The organism is Marinomonas sp. 63XJN7_9_ISO-PGPR-S23-217, from assembly GCF_056173515.1.
Window position 1 is genome coordinate 5,169,926 of sequence record NZ_CM149678.1, and the last position, 23,572, is coordinate 5,193,497.

The 23,572-nt window shown below is 43.7% G+C and carries 24 protein-coding genes and 1 pseudogene; 3 read left to right on the forward strand and 22 right to left on the reverse strand.

Annotated features, from left to right (window positions below):
- Positions 1–129 precede the first annotated feature (129 nt).
- Positions 130–876, forward strand: a complete 747-nt coding sequence (locus AC0VYI_RS24045) for a metallophosphoesterase (protein ID WP_475446115.1) — start codon at positions 130–132, stop codon at positions 874–876.
- A gap of 320 nt (positions 877–1,196) precedes the next feature.
- On the opposite strand, the pseudogene vapB reads toward AC0VYI_RS24045, so the two are convergent.
- The 3 genes and pseudogenes from vapB to AC0VYI_RS24060 form a co-directional block, all read right to left on the reverse strand.
- Positions 1,197–1,412, reverse strand: a pseudogene (gene vapB / locus AC0VYI_RS24050) (type II toxin-antitoxin system VapB family antitoxin); the annotation flags it as partial.
- A gap of 189 nt (positions 1,413–1,601) precedes the next feature.
- Positions 1,602–2,939 (reverse strand): type II toxin-antitoxin system HipA family toxin, encoded by a 1,338-nt coding sequence (locus AC0VYI_RS24055; protein ID WP_475446117.1) that lies wholly within the window; start codon positions 2,937–2,939, stop codon positions 1,602–1,604.
- Positions 2,939–3,334, reverse strand: coding sequence for a helix-turn-helix domain-containing protein (locus AC0VYI_RS24060; protein WP_475446119.1), 396 nt, complete (start codon positions 3,332–3,334; stop codon positions 2,939–2,941). Before AC0VYI_RS24060 ends, AC0VYI_RS24055 begins: the two co-directional genes overlap by 1 nt.
- A gap of 491 nt (positions 3,335–3,825) precedes the next feature.
- Between AC0VYI_RS24060 and AC0VYI_RS24065 the strand changes: the two genes are divergently transcribed.
- A complete protein-coding gene (locus tag AC0VYI_RS24065) occupies positions 3,826–4,191 on the forward strand; it encodes a hypothetical protein (RefSeq protein ID WP_475446121.1) in 366 nt (121 codons plus the stop codon).
- Positions 4,192–4,307: 116 nt separating this feature from the next.
- Here AC0VYI_RS24065 and AC0VYI_RS24070 read toward each other — a convergent pair whose 3' ends face one another.
- The 8 genes from AC0VYI_RS24070 to AC0VYI_RS24105 all read right to left on the reverse strand — a co-directional run bounded on the left by AC0VYI_RS24070 (position 4,308) and on the right by AC0VYI_RS24105 (position 14,462).
- Positions 4,308–6,488 carry an AAA family ATPase gene (locus AC0VYI_RS24070; protein WP_475446123.1) on the reverse strand — a complete coding sequence of 727 codons (2,181 nt, stop codon included), beginning with the start codon at positions 6,486–6,488 and terminating at the stop codon, positions 4,308–4,310.
- Positions 6,485–6,922, reverse strand: a complete 438-nt coding sequence (locus AC0VYI_RS24075; protein WP_475446124.1) for a VPA1267 family protein — start codon at positions 6,920–6,922, stop codon at positions 6,485–6,487. The genes AC0VYI_RS24070 and AC0VYI_RS24075 overlap by 4 nt, the downstream gene beginning before the upstream one ends.
- Positions 6,923–6,927: 5 nt before the next feature.
- The gene (locus tag AC0VYI_RS24080; RefSeq protein ID WP_475446126.1) at positions 6,928–7,347 is read right to left on the reverse strand and encodes a hypothetical protein; all 420 of its coding nucleotides are present in this window, start codon (positions 7,345–7,347) and stop codon (positions 6,928–6,930) included.
- On the reverse strand, positions 7,340–9,370 hold the full coding sequence (locus AC0VYI_RS24085) for a hypothetical protein (protein WP_475446128.1): 2,031 nt from the start codon (positions 9,368–9,370) through the stop codon (positions 7,340–7,342). The genes AC0VYI_RS24080 and AC0VYI_RS24085 overlap by 8 nt, the downstream gene beginning before the upstream one ends.
- Positions 9,363–10,937 carry a site-specific integrase gene (locus AC0VYI_RS24090; protein WP_475446130.1) on the reverse strand — a complete coding sequence of 525 codons (1,575 nt, stop codon included), beginning with the start codon at positions 10,935–10,937 and terminating at the stop codon, positions 9,363–9,365. Before AC0VYI_RS24090 ends, AC0VYI_RS24085 begins: the two co-directional genes overlap by 8 nt.
- Complete coding sequence (locus tag AC0VYI_RS24095) at positions 10,927–12,183, reverse strand: tyrosine-type recombinase/integrase (RefSeq protein WP_475446132.1); 1,257 nt, start codon at positions 12,181–12,183, stop codon at positions 10,927–10,929. Before AC0VYI_RS24095 ends, AC0VYI_RS24090 begins: the two co-directional genes overlap by 11 nt.
- A gap of 154 nt (positions 12,184–12,337) precedes the next feature.
- Positions 12,338–13,072, reverse strand: coding sequence for a single-stranded DNA-binding protein (gene ssb, locus AC0VYI_RS24100; protein ID WP_475446134.1), 735 nt, complete (start codon positions 13,070–13,072; stop codon positions 12,338–12,340).
- Positions 13,073–13,103: 31 nt separating this feature from the next.
- Complete coding sequence (locus AC0VYI_RS24105) at positions 13,104–14,462, reverse strand: MFS transporter (protein WP_199478005.1); 1,359 nt, start codon at positions 14,460–14,462, stop codon at positions 13,104–13,106.
- A gap of 158 nt (positions 14,463–14,620) precedes the next feature.
- Between AC0VYI_RS24105 and uvrA the strand changes: the two genes are divergently transcribed.
- Complete coding sequence (gene uvrA / locus AC0VYI_RS24110) at positions 14,621–17,443, forward strand: excinuclease ABC subunit UvrA (protein ID WP_199478004.1); 2,823 nt, start codon at positions 14,621–14,623, stop codon at positions 17,441–17,443.
- A 135-nt stretch (positions 17,444–17,578) separates the two neighbouring features.
- Here the strand turns inward: uvrA and rplQ are convergent, their stop codons facing one another.
- From rplQ to rplR, 11 genes are all read right to left on the reverse strand, one after another.
- On the reverse strand, positions 17,579–17,956 hold the full coding sequence (rplQ, locus tag AC0VYI_RS24115; protein ID WP_067020081.1) for a 50S ribosomal protein L17: 378 nt from the start codon (positions 17,954–17,956) through the stop codon (positions 17,579–17,581).
- Positions 17,957–17,998: 42 nt separating this feature from the next.
- Positions 17,999–19,003: a DNA-directed RNA polymerase subunit alpha gene (locus AC0VYI_RS24120; protein ID WP_067020084.1), complete on the reverse strand. Its 1,005-nt coding sequence runs from the start codon at positions 19,001–19,003 to the stop codon at positions 17,999–18,001.
- Between the two features lie 33 nt (positions 19,004–19,036).
- Positions 19,037–19,657, reverse strand: coding sequence for a 30S ribosomal protein S4 (rpsD, locus tag AC0VYI_RS24125; protein WP_199478003.1), 621 nt, complete (start codon positions 19,655–19,657; stop codon positions 19,037–19,039).
- Between the two features lie 16 nt (positions 19,658–19,673).
- A complete protein-coding gene (gene rpsK, locus AC0VYI_RS24130; RefSeq protein WP_012071913.1) occupies positions 19,674–20,066 on the reverse strand; it encodes a 30S ribosomal protein S11 in 393 nt (130 codons plus the stop codon).
- Between the two features lie 66 nt (positions 20,067–20,132).
- Entirely contained in the window at positions 20,133–20,489 is a 357-nt protein-coding gene (gene rpsM, locus AC0VYI_RS24135) for a 30S ribosomal protein S13 (RefSeq protein ID WP_067020090.1), read from the reverse strand.
- Between the two features lie 125 nt (positions 20,490–20,614).
- On the reverse strand, positions 20,615–20,728 hold the full coding sequence (rpmJ, locus tag AC0VYI_RS24140; RefSeq protein ID WP_055462823.1) for a 50S ribosomal protein L36: 114 nt from the start codon (positions 20,726–20,728) through the stop codon (positions 20,615–20,617).
- Positions 20,729–20,746: 18 nt separating this feature from the next.
- Positions 20,747–22,078, reverse strand: a complete 1,332-nt coding sequence (gene secY, locus AC0VYI_RS24145; protein WP_199478002.1) for a preprotein translocase subunit SecY — start codon at positions 22,076–22,078, stop codon at positions 20,747–20,749.
- Positions 22,079–22,513, reverse strand: a complete 435-nt coding sequence (gene rplO / locus AC0VYI_RS24150) for a 50S ribosomal protein L15 (protein WP_199478001.1) — start codon at positions 22,511–22,513, stop codon at positions 22,079–22,081.
- 1 nt (position 22,514) lies between these two features.
- Positions 22,515–22,700 (reverse strand): 50S ribosomal protein L30, encoded by a 186-nt coding sequence (gene rpmD, locus AC0VYI_RS24155; protein WP_199478000.1) that lies wholly within the window; start codon positions 22,698–22,700, stop codon positions 22,515–22,517.
- A 6-nt stretch (positions 22,701–22,706) separates the two neighbouring features.
- Complete coding sequence (rpsE, locus tag AC0VYI_RS24160; RefSeq protein WP_067020104.1) at positions 22,707–23,207, reverse strand: 30S ribosomal protein S5; 501 nt, start codon at positions 23,205–23,207, stop codon at positions 22,707–22,709.
- Between the two features lie 10 nt (positions 23,208–23,217).
- On the reverse strand, positions 23,218–23,568 hold the full coding sequence (rplR, locus tag AC0VYI_RS24165) for a 50S ribosomal protein L18 (protein WP_067020107.1): 351 nt from the start codon (positions 23,566–23,568) through the stop codon (positions 23,218–23,220).
- Positions 23,569–23,572: the final 4 nt, after the last annotated feature.

The following is a 23,572-nucleotide window of genomic DNA, read 5'->3' on the forward strand; positions in this document are numbered from 1 at the left end:
GAGGAATGTCATATTCCTACAGCCACACTCTATACGCAGGCACCTGCATCCTTGATTGATCCAATGTTTGAGCGTTATGGTCGATTGCTGCGAAAAGCATCGGGCCGACTGTAGTAAAAGGAGAAAAGAGTGAACATCCAGTTGCTCAGTGATATTCATCTAGAATTCGAAGAACTGTATTATAAAGCAGCGGATTGTGATGTGGTGGTGCTAGCAGGCGACATCCATGTTAAGGATAAAGCGATTGACTGGATTTTAAAAAACATACCCGACAAACCGGTTGTGTATGTGATGGGAAATCACGAGTTTTATGGAAAGGCATTGCCTAAACACATCGACACGCTCAGAGAAAAATGTCGAGGCACCAATATCCATCTGCTGGAAAATGATGCTATTCAAATCGAGGATGTGAATTTTCTGGGTTGTACGTTATGGACAGATTTTGCGTTGTATGGCGATCCCAAATTCGCGGGAATGAACTGTCAATCGCAAATGAACGACTACAAAAAAATCCGTCTTTCCCCTAGATTCAGCAGACTGCGTTCAATCGATACTGCGATGGCTTATCAGGCGTCAATTCAATGGTTAGAACAGACGCTGTGCTCGCTACAAGGTCAAAAGAATGTGGTGGTAACTCATCATGGGCCAAGTGAGAAGTCCATACCCAGAGAGTACAAAGGAGATCCGCTGTCTGCTGCGTATGTCTCAGATTTAGATGATTTCATTCTGAAGCACCAGCCAAAATACTGGCTCCATGGCCATCTACACAGCTCATCTAGCTACAAAATAGGCGAGTGCCAAGTGGTTTGTAATCCAAGGGGTTATCCCGGTGAATTAAATCCAGAGTTTGATGACGCTCTGGTGTTGTCAATTTAAAGAGAGGCCCAAAAAATTAGATAGCACCCCACCTGCCAAGACGAGGAGCTATAGTGCTAAGGGCGAGTAATTACGTTTACATCTCATGTTGTCGGTTGAATGGAACTGTTGAAATTTGGGAGAGAAATGATGGGTAAGAAATGGTGCTCTGAGAAAGAGTTGCTAGAAGGGCTCGCGCCTCACACTGCACATGGTGACGAGCTAGTGAGCATAGAAGAATTTGACTCAGCTCAAACTGAGTTTGAGGAGGGCGAGCTGGACCGTGAGCTCGTTAAGCGGCGACAGAATTTCCCTGAAATTGATGGCCTCTGAGGATTACCTCTGACTTGATCTGCTGGCTGCTCACGCTTGTCCATGAAATCGGCACTTACAACCAGCTCATCAAACCAGTCATCCCACGACTCGCCTTTCGGCGTAATAATGCGGGTACGACCTATCGCCACAACCTCCACATGCTTGACGTTTTCAGGGAAAGCGACAGCTTTAGGCAAGCGTACTGCTTGACTCCTATTGCTCTTAAAAACAGTGGTTTCCATAACACCTCCAAGGATATACATGAAGGCCGAGGCGAAATATATGTGATGGCCTATAGAGCATATCCAAACTCAACGTAATTTGCTCAAAAGGTCTGCTTTGAGCTTGAAGCAGGCATAGCGCCCTCATAAATAAATCATAATTTCTTCCGCGAAACATTGTACTTTTGACAGTTTGCTCCTTATTGAAGATTATAAGTCCTCCCTCAAGTACAGGCGATGCGCTTTACCAACTTCGTCCACAAGTTTATCCATATCGCCAAAGTCCACCAAGCCGGATTTTTTGGCGTAATACGACCAATTAGAAACCGTCTCCACCACAGCCTTTATTATCTTCTTAGCTTTCGCTTTACTAATGTCAGCAAAGTGCGCCACAGCCAATAAATCGTCTAACTGAATATCTCGTGTTTTACCATTAATGGTCATTTGATGCTTACTTGTCCATCCAGCACCATTGCTATAAGTGATATCGTAAGCTGGCGACAGCTTCCAAACACCAGACTGATCCATTAAAAATGAAATGTTCTTTGTATGATCATCTTGGTTAACAGACACCACATTGAAAACCATCCGCAAATAGAACTGTTCAATTTCTTTGGCTGATAAACCAAGCTCACGCATAACGCCTATCGCCTGCTCATAAGAGTAACCACCAGATACATTAAAGTCATAGTGAGCCATACCACACAGCGATTGCATATGAATCTTGTCACCACCATTAAGCCTGTCAAAGCGCTTGGTCATAAAGTGAGAGCGCCCGTTTTCTTTAAACAAACGACATTCATTCATTTTAACGCCAGCATCTTCGGCCATTAAGTAATAAGCGTATTCAAGTAAACCAAAACCTTTCGGATCTGAAAGCAACTCCTTATCTTTATTACCATCAACACCGTCAAACTTTAACAAGTAGTAATCGAAACCTTCACCCGCTGGGGCTTGACCAGTTTTTATGACATTCGTTTCTTTATTCCAAGCAATAACTGCCTTTGCTCGCGCACCACCAGCTGATGTGCCAACTAAAATAATTTGCTCAATAGTTTCGCGTCTTTCATCCTGACTATCATGATCAAGTGTCGCATTTAACTCAGTCTTTTCTTGGAGCGCCTCATTCGCCAAATCAACAAGCTCACTTAATTGAATCTCAGATACGCTTTCTTTGAGCTTACCAACAGTTGGCTTAAACTCTAAACCGCCCATACCACGAGAGCCGATATAGCAAAGACGCTCTATTGGACTGAATGATTCAGGATCGCGAGAATTACGCTCTAGCCACTGGTCAATTAATCGGTTACCAAACTTGTCCGGCAAACTATCGGCCAACATTCCTGGCAAACCTTTAAAGGTTTCTTTTGATAAACCACTAAATGAATAAGACTTGTCGCTTAATGGCATTTTAATTGGTGACAACTCTATACCTGAACGCTGAAAGTGTTTTGAATACTCAAAGAACCCCAATCCCCTTTGCCAAGTGACTGAGCCTATTAATGTATCCCACAGATAGACATCAGCCTTTTCGATCACTTCTGCCATTACTTGTCCTTATTTCCATTTAATTGTTGAATCTTTTTATTCCACTCGAAACCCGTTAACGACTCTTTTTCACTTTTAGATTTTGATACACGCTTACGCTTTTCATTTCTTGCTGTAAGCAAAGCTGCCGACCTAACTGGCGGCTCTGGCATAAAGTTTTCTATTTCATGCAACTTGCCTAATGCACGCATTACAGCTAACACCTTTATCATTCCAACGCTTCGTTTACCGCCCTCTAAACTCTGGACAGTTGAGACATTTACGCCAGCTTTATCGGCCAGCTCCTGTTGCTCTAGTCCTTCATTAAGACGCGCCTGTAAGAATCGCTCACCTATCATCTTCAAGATAGCGGCATTACTTTTTCTGTCGAGTTCCATAATATTGCTAATTTCCATTACTGTGTTATGAATACAGACATTATAGTGCAAAATAGCATTATTGTGAAAAAATATTTATAGTGAAAAAAAGCATTTTTATGTGAATAAAATCTACAATAAAGTGTTTATTTACACTGTTATGACTTTGCGTGTATAGAAATCTTAGCGTCTGCCAAAGCATTAAGACACAGAACTTAACCTCCCTTGCTAACCCATTTTTAAAGGCTTTGCGTTTTCCTGATCAGTGAAATGGTTTATATTTAGATATAAACCATGGAATATCTTAAGTGATTGATATTTATATGTGTTTTTTCTTCGTTTGAATTTCATTTTTTCCGTGTTTTTAGGTCCCATTTGTAGCGGGTTACAGCGGCGTTTTGTCTTCGCTAAAATTACACCGAGTCAAATGCTTTTGCATAATGAGCTAATAACTGCACCTACTAATCTAATCGATTTATCAAAGTCTTCCCGTTTCAATGTCTCATAATCAATTGGGGAGTAGAAAAGCCATGAATGAAGCAGTCACCCAAACTTATAAAGGCGATTTTTACTTAAGTTTTGAAAGACACGACTCATACAAAGCTCGTATAAATCGATGCACTGTTACAGAAAACAATATTGTGTTTGACTTTAAAGGGCATGATGAAGATAGAGGAAATTTCGAGGGGGGATGTAGGCTCAAAAAAGCTACCGATGGTTATAAGGGCAGTGCCAGTTTTAGGTTTCTAAATGAGACCGAAGCAGAGGCAGCATCTGTTATAATTCATCTCATCGATAAGGATAAAAAAACACTTTATCTAGAGGGTTTGTGGCAAGATCAAAACGACCTAGATCCATACGAACTCAGTATTGATCTTGATTTATTAAATACCTAATAAAATATGATTATGCTAGAGCTTTCAATACTTATGAGAACTCAACACTGAATCTATAAAAATCTTAATCTGGAGCTTTCTCTTAGCTCGAAAGTCATAGTTAACTGTGCTGATAACTAACAATCCTGACTTAAACCTAATAAAGTTTTAAGATAGCTAGAACGTCTACTTGAACTACTCGACATCTCAATAACCTGCTTCATCTCATATGAGCAGCCTACCAGATGAACTTCTAGTTCCGCCCTAGTAATCGCAGTGTACAACCAAGCTCTATCAACAATCCTACCTTTCTGTAGTGCTATGATCACCCTTGGAAACTGAGATCCTTGGGCTTTATGCAAAGTAATTGCGTACCCTAGCTCCATACAGTCCAAAACAGCTTGGTTAACTTCTATTTTTGCCCCTGTATCTAGCGTTACTTGTCCATAGATATCATCATTCTGGGAAATACTTGTCAAAGCCCCTAAACTTCCATTCTGAATGCCTTTATCGTATTGGTTCTGAGTAAAGAGAATTGCGTCATTAAGGCGCATATTTAAGAAGTACCGCTCACCATGCATGTCAAACTCAAGCTGTGGGGCTTCATTATTAACCGCATGCTGGATCAATAAGTTCACTTCAGATACTAACGCTTTAGTAGGTGCCATTACCTTACTTTTTTCGGGAGACTGGGCATATAGATCACAGCAAATTTGCGCTATCTCTGAGCGTTCTGCTTCATGAAAGTAGACATTTCCCATTGATAAACGGCTAGGCACTGTTCCTTCATTGATGAGCTTTGAGTACTCTGGAATACCTGTACTCCCATCCTGCCTTTTAACAATATCCAGTTTAGTATTTGCGATTGAGTTTGAATGGACCACATCATCAAGTACTTTCCCGCAGCCTATCGGAGGAAGTTGATCTGGATCACCTGAGAAAATGATACGAACAGTGGGATGCAGTTGATTAACTAATCGGTACATTGTAGGCAAATCGATCATGCTCGCTTCATCTATTACTAATAATAGTCTCGAAGACGCATCTCTCGGCTCAATGGGCTCTTCTCTTAGTAAAGCCGCTATCGTTTTAGTTGGCAGACTTATCGACTCATGAAGCCGCATTGCAGCCCTACCACTTAATGCGACTGCATGGATATCAAAACCCATTTCCTCAAAAGCTCTCAGCGCCGTTCTAAGCACTGTCGTTTTCCCTGTGCCTGCACCACCAGTAATACAACTTACAAGCGATCCTAAGCAGGTCTTAACTGCATCAGACTGTTTCTCAGTAAGGTCGTAAGGCAGCTCTTTCAGAGCGGATAAAAATGCAAAGTCGGCTTCTGCGTCATACAGATCATTCCTTTTGGCCAACTTGCGAAGCCTTTTAGCAACCACATTCTCCATAAGGAGCTGAGCTGTAGGGTGATAAGTAAATGTTTTAGGGTTCAGTATATATTGTGCTTTTTGATGGCCAGCCATAAAGGCTTGAGTAACGAGATCTTTATCACCCAACAGTTTCATTAACGCTGGGCGTAAGTCACTTTGCTCTACGTATGTATGACCTTTCTCTACTTGACTCCGAATCGCCATTTCAAGTGCCACACTTAATCGGCGCTCATCATTAAGCTGTATTTCACCTGCAATATCGCCTTTAAGGGCCAAGTTATCAACGTGGTGAAAGGGCATACCGAAGCCAATTAACAAATAAGGATTGGATTTAATAGCTTCAACAGATGAGTCATCATGGTATTTGAGTAAACGTTGCTGCACATTTGATGGGATCTTTAGCTGAGACATCCAATTGCAGTGAGCCAGATTTTTATACTTCGAAAATCCTTCAAATAAAGCTCTGATTGAATCATCATTGAGAACCTCTTTTAAGCGTTTTTTGGAGTTATCCGACGTTTGACTAATAACTTTATAGAAATCTTCTCCTAGGAGATCCCAGAGCGCTCTAGCTTTGCTTTCTCCGATACCTTTGAAATCACTTTCCTTTGCAATAAATTTTATCAGTTGCTCACCTGTTTCCGGCAAACTACATTCCACATAGCTAGGTGACTCAAAGGTATGCTGCTGTATAACGTAGTCACCTGTATCTATATCCTCAACTTGCCGGGAGCCTTTTACTGACCAGTGTTGACCGACTGCGGGCTTAACTGGTAACAAATCGGGGGGGATTTTGATAGTTACATAGTATTTGGCACTAAGGCTTTTATACGATTCCCTCATCAACGGCACGCCTCTGAAAATCACAAGCTCAGTCGAAACATATGGGATACTGGTAATGCGGAAGTACTCGTCCGATAGCTCGATAGTCATCTGGGCATAAAACCCATTTCAAAGAGCGTTTCGGACAACTCACCATAACGCTCTAATCTACTCTCCAATTCTTTAACCTTAGCTTTCAATTCAATATTCTCTGCCTCTAGCACGGATAGACGATTGGTATCTATAGCTCTGCGGCTAGCAGTATTATCATACTGCCTGGGTTTATCATCCCGATCTTTGGCCATTTCGGTTTCGGGTGGCAGAACTCCTTTTTCCCTCAAGTTATTTTCCAGCAACTTTAAAGCATCTCTAAGTGCCGGATTTTGCGTTAACGCAGATTTACCACAGCCAATTGCTTTAGCTACTTCGCCTCGATTGAGCTGCCCCCTGAAAGTTATCTGAGTAAAATCCTCGTCGGATTGGGTCGCTGCCCATGCATGGAAGGTTTCAAGATTTTGTTGTGCTTTTTGCTGCCCGTTTGCCATTCAGTTCACCGTTTTTCGTTGTCTGAACGTTCACGATCAATTTTGGGCAAGGACATGTTAAGTTGAGACTCCTTAATCCCTTTTTTATATGCGTTGTATTGCCAGATCGTAAACATCTGCTTGTATTTGCGGTTTTGCTCTTTGACCTCTGCCAATTCAGCTTCAAGGTTTGCAATGCGTGACGCAGCGGCATTTAGGCTAGCCGGACGAGTTTTTTTAGGAGCTTTCCCTTTTAACGCGTCTTTTTTCGCCTGATAAGCGGTTGTGATGGCTTCATGCGCGTTGAGCGACTGCCTTGTAGGTAACTTACCTATCAAAGGTTCAGCTTCTTCACAAATAGCAGACCAAGTAAGTTTCGTTTCCTCCCACCCCCGAATCAGATTAACTATTGCAGATATATCTTGTCTGTTGAGATGTTTAGCCAATTCCGCCTCCAAGCATTTTCGTGAGATCTTCTAACATTGAAACTTCTTCGTTGTTTGGATAATTACTACTGATGGATTCCACCGCTTTTTTCTGTACGACACGGCGTAACTGGCTGAAATCATTACCACGTAATTTTACCTGTGCTCCTTCCTCGATCTCAGGGTTTTCGAGTATGCAGACTAACTCACGTAATCTAGTTGCTGTTTTTTGGTGATAGGTAAACCATCTGTCAGCCCCTGCATCGCCTTCACTAACATCCTTTTCCGCCTTTATGAGAAGAGCTTCCGTTCTTTCTAAACGCTCCTTCATACTTTCTAGTTTAGATGAATCTCCTTTGATGCAAACTTGCTCTGTACAATTGATACAATCACGATATTTTTCACACGGGCTCATTGTGTAGTCATGGATGCAGAAACCGTATTCTGTGACGTGTGCCGGAGCTTGCTCTAATGTGTTAAATTCTTGGGCCGTAACAGGCAGGTGTTTACCAACTTCTCCGACAGGACCAAACATCGTTTTAGATGTATCAATCCTTTCCGCCATAGCTACCAGCTCATACTCAGTCATGTGGTTGTATGTACGATTCTGTTTAACATCTGCACGTCCTGACCATTTGGCTATTTCAAGGTTTGAAAGGCCGCCACGTTGTCCAATAGTATTTAATAAGTGCCGAGCCTGATGCGAAGTCACTTTTAGGCGTTGTCCGTTTTCAGAACGGTATTCATAACGGTCGAAGATACTTCGATGGGCATCTCCCAGACTGTCTCTAGTAATAATATCGTTGTTAAAAAAATTATTCGTGGGCTTATGTAATTCAACAGGCAAACAACCACGGTTCCCATGCAATTGATTTTTATTTAATGCAAACAACGCATTGCTGAACCTAATCCCTTTATCTTGATCAAACCAAGGAAAGCCTTCAGGTAGCCGTTCTTTTACGTGCCCCCACAGGCTGTCTAGCGTATGAACGCCGTCATTCGCTTCCAAGCCTCTGCCATAAAGACCTGATCTGCAATTTTTAGGAGTATCATTTACCAGTCCTAGAGCCTGACAAGCTTGCTTCATGGTTAATTTGGCAGTATCAGACACATTTGGACAATTCTTATGCCTAAAGAACTTGCCGGGGTTCTTTTCTATCCATGCAGCCAGCTCTCTGGCTTCTGACGATAATTTTTTAGCTCGTGTGACTGCGGTTTTTGCTACCTCAACCATCACTGTGGGAATCCACTTAATATCACCTTCGAAGCCTTTCCCAGAAAAAAAGCGCCAGCCATAGCGTTCTACACCTTTTTGATCCTTCTCTGTCACTTCGCAGTCTACTGGCAATGCAAGAATTTCAGTAATCCTTGATGGTGCAGACATTAACATCGCAAATACTGTTGTCGTAAATATGTCTCGATTGTCATCAGGATCATTGGCAAATATCTCTGCCAACGCATTTAAAGCGAGCTCATTTGGCAATTTTTTATCTCTAGCCACCTTTGCTTCTTTGCCCGTTCTCGTTGTATATCTGGGTCTCGGAATAGAACTCTTCCATGTGCTCAAATTTGCAGCAATTAGATGGTAGGTTGTAACAAATTCCGCTAACCGTTCAATCTCTCTACCACAATGATATGCGGCGCCGTCAGAATAGTGTTGTTTAGTAAGTACAAGCGCCTCATCCAAACAATCAACGGATAACCCAAAAATAGAAGCATTCCCATTTACTTGGATGAGTGCTGACTCAACTGCTCGTAGTGCTTTTAGCTCATTCTTTGTACCAGTCTGTTTATGACCTTGTTGATAGCGAAAATACGCCTTGGCGAATTCAATATAATCATCATCCATCAATTGATCTAATGTAGGTTTACGAGTGGTAATGCCTAGCTTGGAGAACACAGCCAACTTTGACCAAACATGAGCATTCCAGTCTAACTCCGAACCAAACACTGTAAGTTCGTCGCGACATTTACTGATAAAAGCACGAAGGTTTTCTTCGACGGTAATTTCGGCTCGTGGCTTAAACAGGAATACATCAGCCATTACTTAGCTCTCCTTGTTTCTGAAGTTCTTCTCTACGCTTTTCACATCGCAAAATGACATCAGCAACAGCAATCATACTTCTATCTAGGACTGCCGCAATTTCAATATCGCCAGTAATCTCTTTCACTCGTTCACGCTCATCTAGTAGGTCTTGATAAACTTCTTGATGAGGGCCATCTAGCCAAGGTTGAAAATGAATACATGTATAACAGGGGATAGGTACATTAGCGCCACAAAAACCATGTTCACCGCATGTACCAACACCTTTGCCTACTCCAGTACGAATCCTACTTGTTGGATCATTACCTCTCTGGGCTTCCATCTCAGAATCAACCAATACTCCCGCGAATGCTTGAGCATAAGGAGCAAGTTGAAAACCTACCGCAGCATCAAGTCGTTCAACATGTTCAGGTATGTTCTTTACGTATACTCCTGCATTTTGTGTATCGCGATGATCAAGTAGTTCTGCAATCACCAACTCTCCGAATCCTTCACGGGCAGCTCTGGTGCCTGTTGTATACCTAAAGCGGCGTGCATTTATAAATAGGTTCTCTCCTGTACGCTCTGATTTAACGCCAGCTTCTTCCCCAGCAAATTGGAGAATGTCTGTTACTTCAGCAGCAGAGATATGCAATTTGTCACTTGCCAGTAACGCTCGATATTCGGCTGGAGAGGTAACTTGAAGTAATACCCTGTAATCCGGGAACAATGGGATTTGTTGCCGATCATGTTCTTGCAACTGAAACCCCAACTGTTTTTCCGTTAAGGTGACCGCGTTTTTGGCTTGAGCAGACAGAATGGACCATAGCTCATGGGTGATAGCAAAGGGTTTAAATTTCGCTCTGAAGCCTTCGCCGTGTTTACCTCTGGGAACATTAAGTACATAGGAAGATTCGTCTTTGTTATTTTGGCCACACAGAACATCGACTAGTCTTAAATGGGAAATCTGTATTGGCCGACGTCCAGTGTTACTCATAACCAGCGAAATAGCTAAATCTGAGGTTTTAATCAGGCCTAACTCATAAACCTTTACGACACCTTCATTGAAGGCCTGCAACTCATTATCTGTTAGTGGTCCTTGGGTTGGATCTTTTCGTTTAACGGCATCGCCTTTACGATTACCTTTAATCGTCCAACCATCGAACAACGTAATAATTTCTTCGCTAATGCCAAAATAGCCAAGCTGATACCATCGCCGTAAAAACCCTCTGATAGTGCCTAAATACCATTCTGTTGCCTTGGTCAAAGATGCGCGGTAATTAATCAATATAGTATCAGTTATTTCATTAGCTCCGGTCTCACGGAGCATATGCTGGAATCTTGCTGCATTGTTTAAGGTATGGCTTGCTGAAAAGTTCATCGCATAAAAGGCTAAAGTATTTAAACACCCCTCTCGAATCTGGCCTTCAAAGTATTCATGAATCCATGACAAGTTTACTGAGGTGTTCTTATCCAAAATCCAAGTAGTGTCGTTAATATCAAAGTCATAACCCTTTGCCTTGGCTGGTATCCTTTTTCTAGGATCATGATTAGTGACTAATAACTGCTTCTTTTTTTCATTCATCATCACGTAAATCCTTTGGCAAGCGTGTCCCACTCTGTTCTTGAAGCGCTAAAGCAGCTTCATTAGCCTGCTTTTGTCTAAACCGCTTGTTGTAATGTGCAGCAGATCCCGAACCTATTTTCCAACCCATCAAATAAGAACGAATTTGTTCTTGTTTTTCTTCACTTGGGGAATTGTCCATTGAGTCCATAAGCTCAGAAAACCTACGGTTCCATGTATGCCGGAGCTTATGTCCTGTCAAAGCATATAAATTTGGAGAAACAGCTTTTACAACTGTCATTATTTTATGGTATCCAGACTTCGAGATCGGCCGCCCAACGGTAGGACCAGATTTATATGTCACAAAAAGAAAGCTATTTCGCTTTGCATTAGGAACCTTACGACGATCTTTTGTCACATAATCATGCAATTCCTTGCTGAGCGTTTCCGATATAGGCAATGTCCTTTCTAACGTTTTTACATTTGGCTCATTACCACGAGGATCATCTTTTTCATCTGCACGCCTTAAAACTTTGATTTGATGCTTGGAAAAATCTATATCTGAGACTTTGATGCTAAGTAACTCCCCTCCCCTGATCCCTAAATGGTAAAGCAATAATACTATTAGCCTGTTCCGACGTTGAATCTCTGGTGCAAATGGGTTCTGTTCAGCTCCAAGGCGGACGACCTCGAACAAAGCTTCAAGTTGAATATCGTCCAAAGATTGATCACTATCGTTATTACGTCCTTTTCTTGTTGGGCGCCTAGATTTAATCTGCGTTTCAATCGAATCTATTTGCTTAGAGTCCGTTACTGACGGTCTAGAAATGATGTGGTTTGCAAACCACCCCAAATATTTAGCAATTACTGTTAATCGATTATATTGAGTGGAGGACTCAACAAAACCCTCAGCTTCTTCCAACTCCTCTAATGAAAACATAGAAAGTACTGAGTCATCGGCTGAACTGGACAAAAACTTTCTTTGGGTGAAATCTCTTAAATCATCCAGCTCATGAACTTCAAAAAATGTTCTGCTAGTTACTCGCTGTTCGAGATCAATTCCTCGTCTGTCCAAGAAACGGAGTAAAGCAACTAAACTATTAGCGGCTGACAAGATAGAAGAAAATGAATTGGACTTGGTATTACGCACCTGAGTAGTGAGGAATAGATTTGGATGGAATACGGGCAATCCGGTAGCTTTATCGATAACTAAGCAGTATCGCTCTCCACTATCCATAACAAATGTAGTTGTTCCATAATCAGCATTCATAATGCACCCTAAATATTGACACTTTTGCAAGGTACATTATAAGTGATTTTTGTCAACCAATTATTTACACTAAAAAATTGACTATAAATACAAAAAAGCCCCTGATATAAGGGGCTGTAGGAACATATTTTACATTTTCAGTCTAAGGTAAATCCTAAAACGGAATATCGTCGTCAAAGTCGTCAAAATTTGGTGCTTGTTGCGGCTTTGGCTGCTGAGCAGGTTGCTGTGGCGCACGCTGTTGCGGTGCCGGTTGAGACGGAGCCTGTTGAGGAGCATTACCCCAGCTACCAAAAGACTGCGGTTGGGCTTGCGGCGCCGCTGGCTGATGCGCAGGTTGCTGTGGTGCTTGACCATACCCACCTTGCTGAGGTGGCTGGTTAAAACCACCGCCCTGAGGAGCATGTTGTGGTGCGGATTGTTGCGGTGCTGCAGGCTGCTGTGGCGCTTGACCATAACCTTGTTGAGGTGCGTTATTAGAATAACTACCTTGGCCCCCTTGCATAGAGTCGTAACCACCAGACTGTTGTCCCATGTTATCGCCACGGCCATCTAACAATTGCATTTCGTTGGCAACGATTTCGGTTGTGTAGCGCTTAATACCGTCTTTTTCCCACTCGCGGGTACGCAAAGAGCCTTCTACATAGACTTTGGAGCCTTTTTTGATAAAGTCGCCTGCGATTTGACCCAAACGATAGTTACCACGATCCATAAACGCGACACGATGCCATTCGGTGCGTTCTTGCATTTGACCTGTTTGACGGTCTCTCCAGCTCTCGGTTGTCGCGATGTTGACGTTTGCAACCGCCGCTCCAGAAGGCATAAAACGGACTTCGGCATCGTTGCCAGCATTTCCGATCAAGATCACTTTGTTAATTCCACGTGCCATGAGGCTCTCCAACTGTTATTCATTATGTTCTTTAGATATTGGCTTGAGGTGCGAGCCGTTTAAGGGTCTCTTTATCAAGTATCTTTTTATCTACTTTAAGATAAGCCGTCAGCTCATCTTTAAAAATTTGCATGTCTTCTACGCCTTTCACTTTAGCAAGCTGATCAGCCAATGCATCTAACGTATCATCTTCACCTTCTGGCAAACTAAACGCTATGCTACTCAACTGACGTGGGGCTGGCTGCATAAAGCACACTACCGTCCATAGCATTAATACAATGCCGACTACATCAAATAACGTACTGTTTGAGTAATGCTGCAATATCCAGCCGCCTCCAATTCCCCCTAAAAAAGAGCCGAGAAATTGGTGGGTCGAAAACACGCCCATTGCCGTGCCTCGGTAACCAACAGGAGCTTGCTTACTAATCAAGGATGGTAAGGTCGCTTCAAGGGTATTAAAACCAACAAAGTAGCACCACAATAGTAGACCAAAAACCCATAGATAGGGGGCCCATTGTAATAAAATAGCACTCAATCCCAGCATCAAAACCACGCTGAAAACAACGGCCTTCATTTTGCCTTTTGCCTCAGCGATGATCACTAATGGTACCATACCTACGAAGGCAAAACCCATTACTCCAAGGTAAAGCCAGCTATGATCTGCCAACGGCAAACCAAAGCGCTGAATCAATAAATGTGGCACGGTGATGAACAGCGCTGTTAAGCTGGCATGCAGCAATAATACACTGATGTTAAGGAAGCGCAGCTTTCCATCTTTAATCACACGTCCAAGCGCCACTAAACTGGGCGTTGTGTCGCGTTTAAAGGTATGCTGGACAACGTTAGGAACAACAAACAGAATCAATGCAATACCAAGGAAAGAAAAGCCGAATGACAAGTAAAACAAGCCAGACAAACCGACTAAATCAAATACCCATGGTCCCAGCACTAACGAAATCATAAAAGAAGCACCAATACTCACACCAACCATTGCCATGGATTTTGTGCGGTTTTTCTCTCTAGTGACGTCACTCAATAAAGCCATTAAGGTACTGGCTATCGCCCCAGCGCCTTGCAAAGCACGACCAACGATAAGTACATGTATGCTGGTTGCATTCGCACAAATCAAACTGCCCAATGCGAACAACAGCAAACCAATCACAATGACACGCTTACGACCAATTCGGTCAGACCACATGCCCATTGGTATTTGCAATATGGCTTGGGTGAACCCATATATACCAATCGCAGCACCAATCAAGGCAGCATCGGCTCCTTTTAGGCCATCGGCCGCCACGCTGATAACGGGCATAATGAGAAATAAACCTAGCATTCTAAAGAGATAAACAAGCGCTAGGGCAAGGACAGATCGACGTTCAAGTGCATCCATAAGGAGATTCAACCACTCAACTTAGGTTTAAGAAAAAGGAAAATGCCAATATTACAAAAATTAACGTTGAAGCTCTATTTCAACTACTGTAAAAATAGACAGTTATTCTATTCACAACGAAGCTTATTTCTGTTGACCAAAGACTATATTGGAGACACATGGATACTATCACCATACGCGGAGCACGCACCCACAATCTTAAAAATGTGGACCTAGACATTCCTAGAGACAAACTCGTGGTGATCACTGGCCTATCCGGCTCAGGAAAATCTTCCCTCGCTTTTGATACCTTGTATGCAGAAGGTCAGCGTCGCTATGTAGAATCACTGTCAACTTACGCTAGACAGTTTCTATCCATGATGGAAAAACCGGATATTGATCATATCGAAGGCCTTTCCCCAGCCATATCCATTGAACAGAAATCAACGTCTCACAACCCGCGTTCTACCGTTGGCACGATCACAGAAATCTATGATTACCTACGATTGTTATTTGCTCGGGCAGGCCAACCACGCTGTCCTGATCATGGTGAGCCATTAGAGGCGCAAACCATATCACAAATGGTCGATAAGATAATCTCCCTTCCTGAAGAAACTAAAATGATGTTGCTTGCGCCGATTGTAAAAGATCGCAAAGGCGAGCACCTTCACGTTCTTAACGATTTGTTATCTAAGGGGTTTATTCGCGCTCGCATCGATGGAATCGTCGTCGATCTAGACGATGCCCCCACTTTAGAAAAAAATAAGAAACATACTATAGAAGTTGTCATTGATCGCTTTAAAGTTCGTAAAGATTTACAGCTTCGTCTTGCTGAGTCGTTCGAAACCTGTCTTTCCTTATCCGATGGCATCGCCAAAGTGATTAATATGGATGATGAAAAAGACATCCATATTTTTTCCAGTAAATTTGCTTGTCCTGTCTGCGGCTACAGCCTTACTGAGCTCGAACCACGCCTGTTTTCGTTCAACAACCCGAATGGGGCTTGTCAAACGTGTGATGGACTGGGGACCCATCAAGTCTTTGATCCTGAGCGCATTATTCAAGATGAAACGCTGACTCTTGCCGAAGGTGCTATCCGTGGTTGGGGACGCCGCAGTATTTTTTATTACCAGCAGCTAAGCGCCTTAGCAAAACACTATGGTTTTGATATCGATGCCAAGTTCAAAGACATCCCGAAACAGTATCAGGATAAAATCCTTAACGGATCGGGCAAAGACAAAATCGATTTTGTTTACATCAATGAACGTGGCGACAAAATGATTCGTTCTCATGCCTTTGAAGGGGTGTTGCCCAATCTACAACGTCGCTACCATGAAACCGAGTCCGATAGCGTTCGTGAAGACTTATCCCAGTATATCACCACTCAGCCATGCCCTGACTGCCATGGTTCACGACTCAACCGCTCGGCACGAAATGTGTTTATCAATGAAGAAACGCTCCCTGAGATTGTAAAATTCCCGATTGCAGAATGCCTAAACTACTTTGAAAACCTCACCTTAACAGGTGCTCGTGGGGAAATTGCCTCGAAGATTCTTAAAGAAATTCGCGACCGTCTGACGTTTCTTGTCAACGTTGGCCTTGAATACCTGACATTAGATCGTAAAGCCGACTCGCTCTCTGGTGGGGAAGCACAACGGATCCGACTCGCTAGCCAAATTGGAGCGGGATTGGTTGGCGTGATGTATATCCTTGATGAGCCTTCTATTGGCTTGCATCAGCGTGATAACGAGCGGCTTATCTCCACATTGACGCGACTACGGGATCTCGGCAACACCGTCATTGTTGTGGAGCATGATGAAGATGCCATCCGTGTCGCAGACTTTGTGGTAGATATTGGTCCTGGTGCTGGTGTCCATGGCGGCGAAATTATCGTCAGCGGTACACCACAAGACATTATGAATTGCCCCCAGTCTGTCACAGGGCAGTTCCTAAATGGACAACGCAAGATCGACATACCAGCAAAACGCCATGAAGCCGTCAACAATCAAGTACTAAAATTGATTGGCGCAACGGGCAATAACTTAAACAAAGTCGACTTAACCATTCCGTTTGGCGTAATGACTTGTATTACAGGAGTGTCTGGGTCAGGTAAGTCTACCTTGATCAACGGCACATTATTCCCATTAGCCGCTACCGCATTAAATGGCGCGACAACGTTAAAAGCAGCTCCCCACGAAAAAATCGAAGGGTTAGAGTTATTCGATAAATGTGTCGACATTGACCAAAGCCCCATCGGTCGTACACCTCGTTCAAATCCTGCAACCTATACAGGTATTTTTACGCCAATGCGGGAGCTTTTCTCAGCCACTCAAGAAGCCCGTTCTCGCGGCTACAAACCAGGACGCTTTAGTTTTAACGTAAAAGGCGGCCGTTGTGAAGCCTGTCAAGGTGACGGCGTCATTAAGGTAGAGATGCATTTCTTGCCCGATGTCTATGTACCCTGTGATGTCTGTAAAGGCAAACGCTATAACCGCGAAACCTTAGAGATTCACTATAAAGGCAAGAACATTCACGAATGCCTAGAAATGACCATAGAGGATGCCCGAGAGTTCTTCGATCCCGTTCCAGCGATTGCAAGAAAATTACAGACGCTGATCGATGTGGGGCTGGGCTATATTCGTTTAGGGCAAGCCGCAACCACACTCTCTGGTGGGGAAGCACAACGAGTAAAACTCGCCAAAGAACTGTCTAAACGGGATACCGGAAAAACCCTCTACATTTTGGATGAACCAACTACAGGGCTACACTTTGCAGACATTGAACAGCTACTTAAAGTACTGCATCGTCTACGAGATCACGGCAATACCATTGTGGTTATTGAACATAATCTCGATGTGATCAAAACAGCAGACTGGATAGTGGATCTTGGCCCCGAAGGCGGCAGTGGCGGCGGTTACATCATTGCTGAAGGAACGCCAGAGGACATTGCCCAAAATGAGAGATCGCATACTGGACGATTTTTAAAACCCATGCTGAAATAAAAAACATGGTGTTTGCCAAAAGTCCAAGACTCCCTCTTGGACTTTTTTATATCAAAATAGCCCCACCCCATTGCAAGTAAATAGCAGGCAAAAAAAACCGGACACAAGGTCCGGTTTTTTTATTACAAACTGATATTACTCAGCGGCTTCTGCAACTGGTCGATCGACCAATTCAACATAAGCCATAGGCGCATTGTCACCCGCACGGAAGCCACATTTCAAAATGCGAACATAACCGCCAGGACGAGCTTGGTAACGAGGACCAAGTTCAGAGAACAATTTACCTACTGCATCTTTGCTACGAGTACGAGCAAAGGCAAGGCGACGATTCGCAACGGAATCTTCTTTCGCCAATGTGATCAAAGGCTCAGCAACGCGACGAAGTTCTTTGGCTTTCGGCAACGTAGTTTTAATAACTTCGTGCTCGAATAAAGAAGCAGCCATATTTTTGAACATCGCTTTACGATGAGAGCTAGTACGGTTTAAGTGACGTCCACTCTTACGATGACGCATTTTACATTCCTTACCAAACTACGGTGGTCAGGGAACAATGACCTAGCGAGCTAGAACTTTGCTATCGTCTTTTAAGCTAGCTGGTGGCCAGTTTTCTAGACGCATTCCCAAAGACAAACCACGCTGTGCTAAAACATCTTTGATTTCAGTTAACGACTTCTTACCCAAGTTTGGCGTCTTAAGAAGCTCAACCTCAGTACGTTGAATCAAATCACCGATGTAATAAATGTTCTCTGCTTTTAAACAGTTAGCACTGCGAACGGTCAACTCAAGATCATCAACCGGGCGTAGCAAAATTGGATCAATCTCATCCTCTTCTTCCACAACAGGCGCTTCGCTTTCGCTTTCAAGAGCGACAAAAACGGCTATCTGTTGTTGAAGAATGGTCGCAGCACGACGGATGGCTTCTTCAGGGTCAATCGTACCATTAGATTCGATATCTAATACTAACTTATCTAAGTCGGTACGCTGCTCTACACGAGCACTATCAACACTGTAAGCCACACGGCGAACAGGACTGAACGAAGCATCCAGTTGCAAACGGCCGATAGGACGAGTCTCATCGTCGCTTGCAATACGGGCATCAGCAGGCTCATAACCACGGCCACGCGCTACTTTGATCTGCATATTAAGTACTGCAGTGTCATCCAAGTTAGCAATAACGTGATCAGGGTTAGCGATCTCTGCATCAGCAACCAACTGGATATCTCCAGCCGTTACGACACCAGGACCTGTTTTACTTAAAGTAAGAGTTGCTTCATCTTGCCCGTGTAGAGCGATCGCAACTCCTTTCAGGTTAAGAAGAATTTCTATGACATCTTCTTTAACCCCTTCGATTGCGCTGTATTCATGCAATACGCCGTCGATTTCAACTTCAACAATTGCACAACCAGGCATTGAAGACAAAAGGATACGGCGCAACGCGTTACCTAAAGTATGACCAAAACCACGTTCAAGTGGTTGAAGCGTTACTTTAGCGCGCGTTTTGCCTAATTCCTGAACTTCAATGTTGCGTGGGGTTAACAATTCGCTCACTGAACGCTGCATAGATCCACCTATTTCTTAATCCCAATCACCGACTTACTTAGAGTAAAGTTCGACGATTAGGTTCTCATTAATTTCAGCTGATAAATCGGCACGCTCTGGAGCAGCTTTGTAAGTTGCTTCCAATTTAGTGGTATCCACTTCGATCCAGTGGATCGGTGCACGATTTTTAGATAGCTCTAATGCGCTTTGAACACGCAATTGTTTTTTCGCTTTTTCACGGATAGACACCACGTCACCAGCTTTAACTTGGTAAGACGGAATGTTAACCGATGCGCCGTTCACTAGAACACCTTTATGGCCAACTAGTTGACGAGCTTCCGCACGAGTAGAACCAAAACCTGCGCGGTATACAACGTTATCTAAACGTGATTCCAAAAGCTGCAGAAGGTTTTCACCTGTTGCACCCTTAAGACGAGCAGCAGATTTGTAGTAGTTACGGAATTGTTTTTCAAGAATGCCGTACATACGACGAACTTTTTGTTTCTCACGTAATTGCAAGCCGTAGTCAGAAAGGCGTCCACGACGTGCACCATGTACACCAGGAACGGTTTCTGCTTTACATTTAGACTCAAGAGCGCGTGAACCGCTCTTCAATTGCAAGTCGGTACCTTCACGACGAGACAACTTACAAGTTGGACCTATATAACGAGCCATGTATCTGTCTCCTCAATTAAACGCGACGTTTCTTAGGTGGACGGCAACCATTGTGTGGGATTGGCGTCACATCTGTGATGTTATTGATACGCAAGCCCAATGCATTCAATGCACGAACTGCGGACTCACGACCTGGACCTGGGCCCTTGATCATGACGTCAACGTTTTTAAGGCCGAATTCTTGTGCGACAGTACCGGCACGCTCCGCAGCAACCTGCGCTGCGAAAGGAGTACTTTTACGAGATCCGCGAAAACCAGAACCACCGGCTGTAGCCCAAGACAAAGCATTGCCTTGGCGGTCGGTGATAGTCACGATCGTGTTGTTAAATGACGCGTGTACATGAGCAACACCATCAACAACCGTCTTTTTGACTTTTTTCTTGGTATTGCGCGTAGCTGGCTTAGCCATATTGCACTTTTCCTATTTAATGCTCAGCTCTAACGAACTTAGTAATTAGAGCGAAACGCGTTTATGTTACTTACGAATAGGCTTACGAGGGCCTTTTCGTGTGCGAGCGTTCGTTTTGGTACGTTGACCACGAACAGGTAGGCTGCGGCGGTGACGAATACCACGATTACAGCCAAGATCCATCAGACGTTTAATAGACATGCTGACTTCACGGCGTAGATCACCTTCTACAGTATACTTAGCAACTTCACCACGAAGTTCATCAAGTGTTTCATCACTTAAAGAACTGATTTTGGCAGTTTCAGCAACACCTGACGCGGCGCAAATTGCACGCGAACGAGTGCGACCAATTCCGAAGATGTAAGTCAGAGAAATGACCGCATGTTTATTGTCAGGAATATTGACACCGGCTATACGGGCCATTCAATTTACTCCGTTGTTATGGATGATTTTCAAATCATCGCTTTGCTTTCATGAGGGCGGCTGATTATGCCTATATTTAGGCGAAAAATCAACCACCCTTTTCCCATCATAGAGCGAATTCGCTATTAACCTTGACGCTGTTTATGGCGAGGCTCAGAGCAAATCACTCGAACTGAACCGTTACGACGAACGATTTTGCAGTTACGACAGATTTTCTTTACAGATGCACGTACTTTCATGTTCAACTCCAACCTATGCTAACGCATTAGGCCATTTGGACCATAACCAGTCAGATTAGATTTCTTCATTAACGACTCGTACTGATGACTCATCAAATGACTTTGCACTTGCGACATAAAGTCCATTACTACCACAACGATAATCAATAATGATGTACCACCGAAGTAGAAAGGAACATTCCACGCAACAACAAAGAACTGAGGCATCAAAGACACTAGTGTGATGTATAACGCACCAAACAGGGTCAAACGGGTCATTACACCATCAATATATCGAGCTGTATGATCGCCTGGACGAATACCCGGCAAAAACGCACCGGATTTTTTTAAGTTATCTGCCACATCTTTAGGGTTGAACACCAGCGCTGTATAAAAGAAGCAAAAGAAAACAATTGCTATCGCAAACAACAGCACATATAGAGGTTGTCCAGGAGCTAGAGCCAGAGAGATATTTTGCAACCATTCCATTCCCTTACCTTGACCAAACCATTGGCCGATCGACGCAGGAAACAGTAGGATACTTGAAGCGAAAATAGGCGGGATAACCCCTGCCATGTTCACCTTAAGCGGCAAATGACTCTTCTGTGCGGCAAACACCTTGTTACCTTGCTGACGTTTCGCGTAATTCACTGTAATACGACGCTGGCCACGTTCGATAAAGACCACAAACGCAACGGTTGCCACAGCAATCACACCGATAAACAACAAAGCAAGAATATTAATATCGCCTTGACGAGCCGATTCAAATGAGCGACCTAGAGCAGCAGGAATACCTGCCACGATACCAGAGAAGATGATAATGGAAATGCCATTACCAATGCCCTTTTCAGTTACTTGCTCACCCAACCACATCAAGAACACGGTTCCAGCAACCAACGATACTACAGCAACACCGTAGAATTGTAGGCCACCATGGAAAGCGATCCCTTGACTGGCTAGACCAACCGCCATAGAGGCAGATTGGATAAGCGCTAACAGTACCGTACCATAACGAGTATATTGGGTAATCTTACGACGACCCGCCTCACCCTCTTTTTTCAACTGCTCTAGCTGCGGACTCACAACCGTTAATAACTGCATAATAATAGAGGCAGAAATATAGGGCAGTATTCCGAGAGCGAAAATACTCATTCGCTGGAGCGCGCCCCCTGAGAATACGTTAAATAAACTCAGAATTGTGCCTTCATTTTGGTTAAATAGGGCAGACAATCTATCAGGGTTAATCCCTGGAACAGGAATGTGAGCACCAATTCGATATACAATAATTGCCAATAACACAAAACGGATGCGAGACCAAAGCTCGCTTAATCCATTTTGCATACCAGCTGGTAGTGAGCCACGCTTTGCCATTTATTCCTCGACTTTTCCGCCAGCTGCTTCAATAGCGGCACGAGCACCTTTAGTCACTTTAAGACCACGAATGGTAATCGCTTTGTCGATCGAGCCTGACAAGATTACACGCGCTGTTTTAATTTGATGACCAATGATGTCGGCGCCTTTAAGAGCAGCCAAATCTACAACTTCAGCATTTACAGCAGCAAGCTCGTTTAAACGAACCTCAGCAACATACTTAGCCTGACGTGAGGTAAAACCAAATTTTGGCAGACGACGCTGCAATGGCATTTGACCGCCTTCAAAACCCGGTTTTACTGAGCCACCAGAACGAGACTTAAGACCTTTATGGCCACGTCCGCCGGTTTTGCCCAAGCCGCTACCAATACCGCGACCAACACGTTTAGGAGCATGTTTGCTACCTTCGCCAGGACGAAGTGTATTTAAGAACATGTTACTCTCCTACAACTTTTACCATGTAATAAACTTTATTAACCATACCACGTACCGCTGGAGTATCTTCCAGTTCACGAGTTTGGCCAACTTTACGCAAACCCAAGCCTTTGATTGTTTCACGGTGTTTTGGAAGACGACCGATCGGGCTACGGGTTAGTTTAACTGTGATGGTTTTATTCGCCATGACACATTACCCCAAAATTTGATCGACTGACTTACCGCGTTTTGCCGCGATTTGCTCAGGTGCTTTCATGTCTTGCAAACCTTTAATCGTAGCGCGAACTACGTTTACTGGGTTTGTAGAGCCGTAACATTTCGCCAATACGTTGTGAACACCTGCAATTTCAAGAACTGCACGCATAGCACCACCGGCGATGATACCAGTACCTTGAGAGGCTGGTTGCATGTAAATCTTAGAAGCGCCATGCACAGCTTTAACTGGATACTGAAGTGTATCACCATCAAGTTTTACTGATACCATGTTGCGACGAGCTTGCTCCATCGCTTTTTGGATTGCTTGAGGCACTTCGCGCGCTTTACCACGACCGAAGCCAACCTTACCATTTCCATCACCAACGACTGTTAAAGCAGTAAAAGAGAAGATACGACCACCCTTTACAACTTTAGCAACGCGGTTTACCTGTACTAGCTTCTCTTGGAGGTCGCTAGTTTGTTGTTCATTAACTGCCATTTGCTACCCCTTAGAACTCTAGACCGGCTTCACGTGCGGCATCAGCTAGCGCTTGAACACGTCCGTGGTATTTGAAGCCAGCACGGTCAAAAGCGACCGTAGTGACACCTGCTTCTTTAGCGCGAGCAGCAACCAAAGCACCGACTTGTTTAGCCGCTTCTTTGTTACCAGTCGCTGTAGCACGTAGAGATTCTTCCAGTGTAGAAGCGCTTGCTAGCACTTTACTACCACAAGGAGAAATAACTTGAGCATACATATGGCGTGGTGTGCGATGTACAGTAAGACGATTCGCACCTAGTTCACGAATATGTAGGCGCGCACGACGTGCACGACGAATTCGAGATTGTTTCTTAGTGTTCATGAAT

Coding starts and splice junctions, on each gene's coding strand:
- AC0VYI_RS24055 (WP_475446117.1), bottom strand. CDS start 2,939: ATGGCAGAAGTGATCGAAAAGGCTGATGTCTATCTGTGGGATACATTA.
- AC0VYI_RS24105 (WP_199478005.1), bottom strand. CDS start 14,462: ATGGATGCACTTGAACGTCGATCTGTCCTTGCCCTAGCGCTTGTTTAT.
- rplO (WP_199478001.1), bottom strand. CDS start 22,513: ATGTTCTTAAATACACTTCGTCCTGGCGAAGGTAGCAAACATGCTCCT.
- rpmD (WP_199478000.1), bottom strand. CDS start 22,700: ATGGCGAATAAAACCATCACAGTTAAACTAACCCGTAGCCCGATCGGT.
- AC0VYI_RS24120 (WP_067020084.1), bottom strand. CDS start 19,003: ATGCAGCGTTCAGTGAGCGAATTGTTAACCCCACGCAACATTGAAGTT.
- AC0VYI_RS24085 (WP_475446128.1), bottom strand. CDS start 9,370: ATGGCTGATGTATTCCTGTTTAAGCCACGAGCCGAAATTACCGTCGAA.
- ssb (WP_475446134.1), bottom strand. CDS start 13,072: ATGGCACGTGGAATTAACAAAGTGATCTTGATCGGAAATGCTGGCAAC.
- rplQ (WP_067020081.1), bottom strand. CDS start 17,956: ATGCGTCATCGTAAGAGTGGACGTCACTTAAACCGTACTAGCTCTCAT.
- rpsK (WP_012071913.1), bottom strand. CDS start 20,066: ATGGCTAAGCCAGCTACGCGCAATACCAAGAAAAAAGTCAAAAAGACG.
- uvrA (WP_199478004.1), top strand. CDS start 14,621: ATGGATACTATCACCATACGCGGAGCACGCACCCACAATCTTAAAAAT.
- secY (WP_199478002.1), bottom strand. CDS start 22,078: ATGGCAAAGCGTGGCTCACTACCAGCTGGTATGCAAAATGGATTAAGC.
- rpsE (WP_067020104.1), bottom strand. CDS start 23,207: ATGGCAGTTAATGAACAACAAACTAGCGACCTCCAAGAGAAGCTAGTA.
- AC0VYI_RS24060 (WP_475446119.1), bottom strand. CDS start 3,334: ATGGAAATTAGCAATATTATGGAACTCGACAGAAAAAGTAATGCCGCT.
- rpsD (WP_199478003.1), bottom strand. CDS start 19,657: ATGGCTCGTTATATAGGTCCAACTTGTAAGTTGTCTCGTCGTGAAGGT.
- AC0VYI_RS24070 (WP_475446123.1), bottom strand. CDS start 6,488: ATGACTATCGAGCTATCGGACGAGTACTTCCGCATTACCAGTATCCCA.
- rplR (WP_067020107.1), bottom strand. CDS start 23,568: ATGAACACTAAGAAACAATCTCGAATTCGTCGTGCACGTCGTGCGCGC.
- AC0VYI_RS24095 (WP_475446132.1), bottom strand. CDS start 12,183: ATGAATGCTGATTATGGAACAACTACATTTGTTATGGATAGTGGAGAG.
- rpmJ (WP_055462823.1), bottom strand. CDS start 20,728: ATGAAAGTACGTGCATCTGTAAAGAAAATCTGTCGTAACTGCAAAATC.
- AC0VYI_RS24065 (WP_475446121.1), top strand. CDS start 3,826: ATGAATGAAGCAGTCACCCAAACTTATAAAGGCGATTTTTACTTAAGT.
- rpsM (WP_067020090.1), bottom strand. CDS start 20,489: ATGGCCCGTATAGCCGGTGTCAATATTCCTGACAATAAACATGCGGTC.
- AC0VYI_RS24090 (WP_475446130.1), bottom strand. CDS start 10,937: ATGATGAATGAAAAAAAGAAGCAGTTATTAGTCACTAATCATGATCCT.
- AC0VYI_RS24075 (WP_475446124.1), bottom strand. CDS start 6,922: ATGGCAAACGGGCAGCAAAAAGCACAACAAAATCTTGAAACCTTCCAT.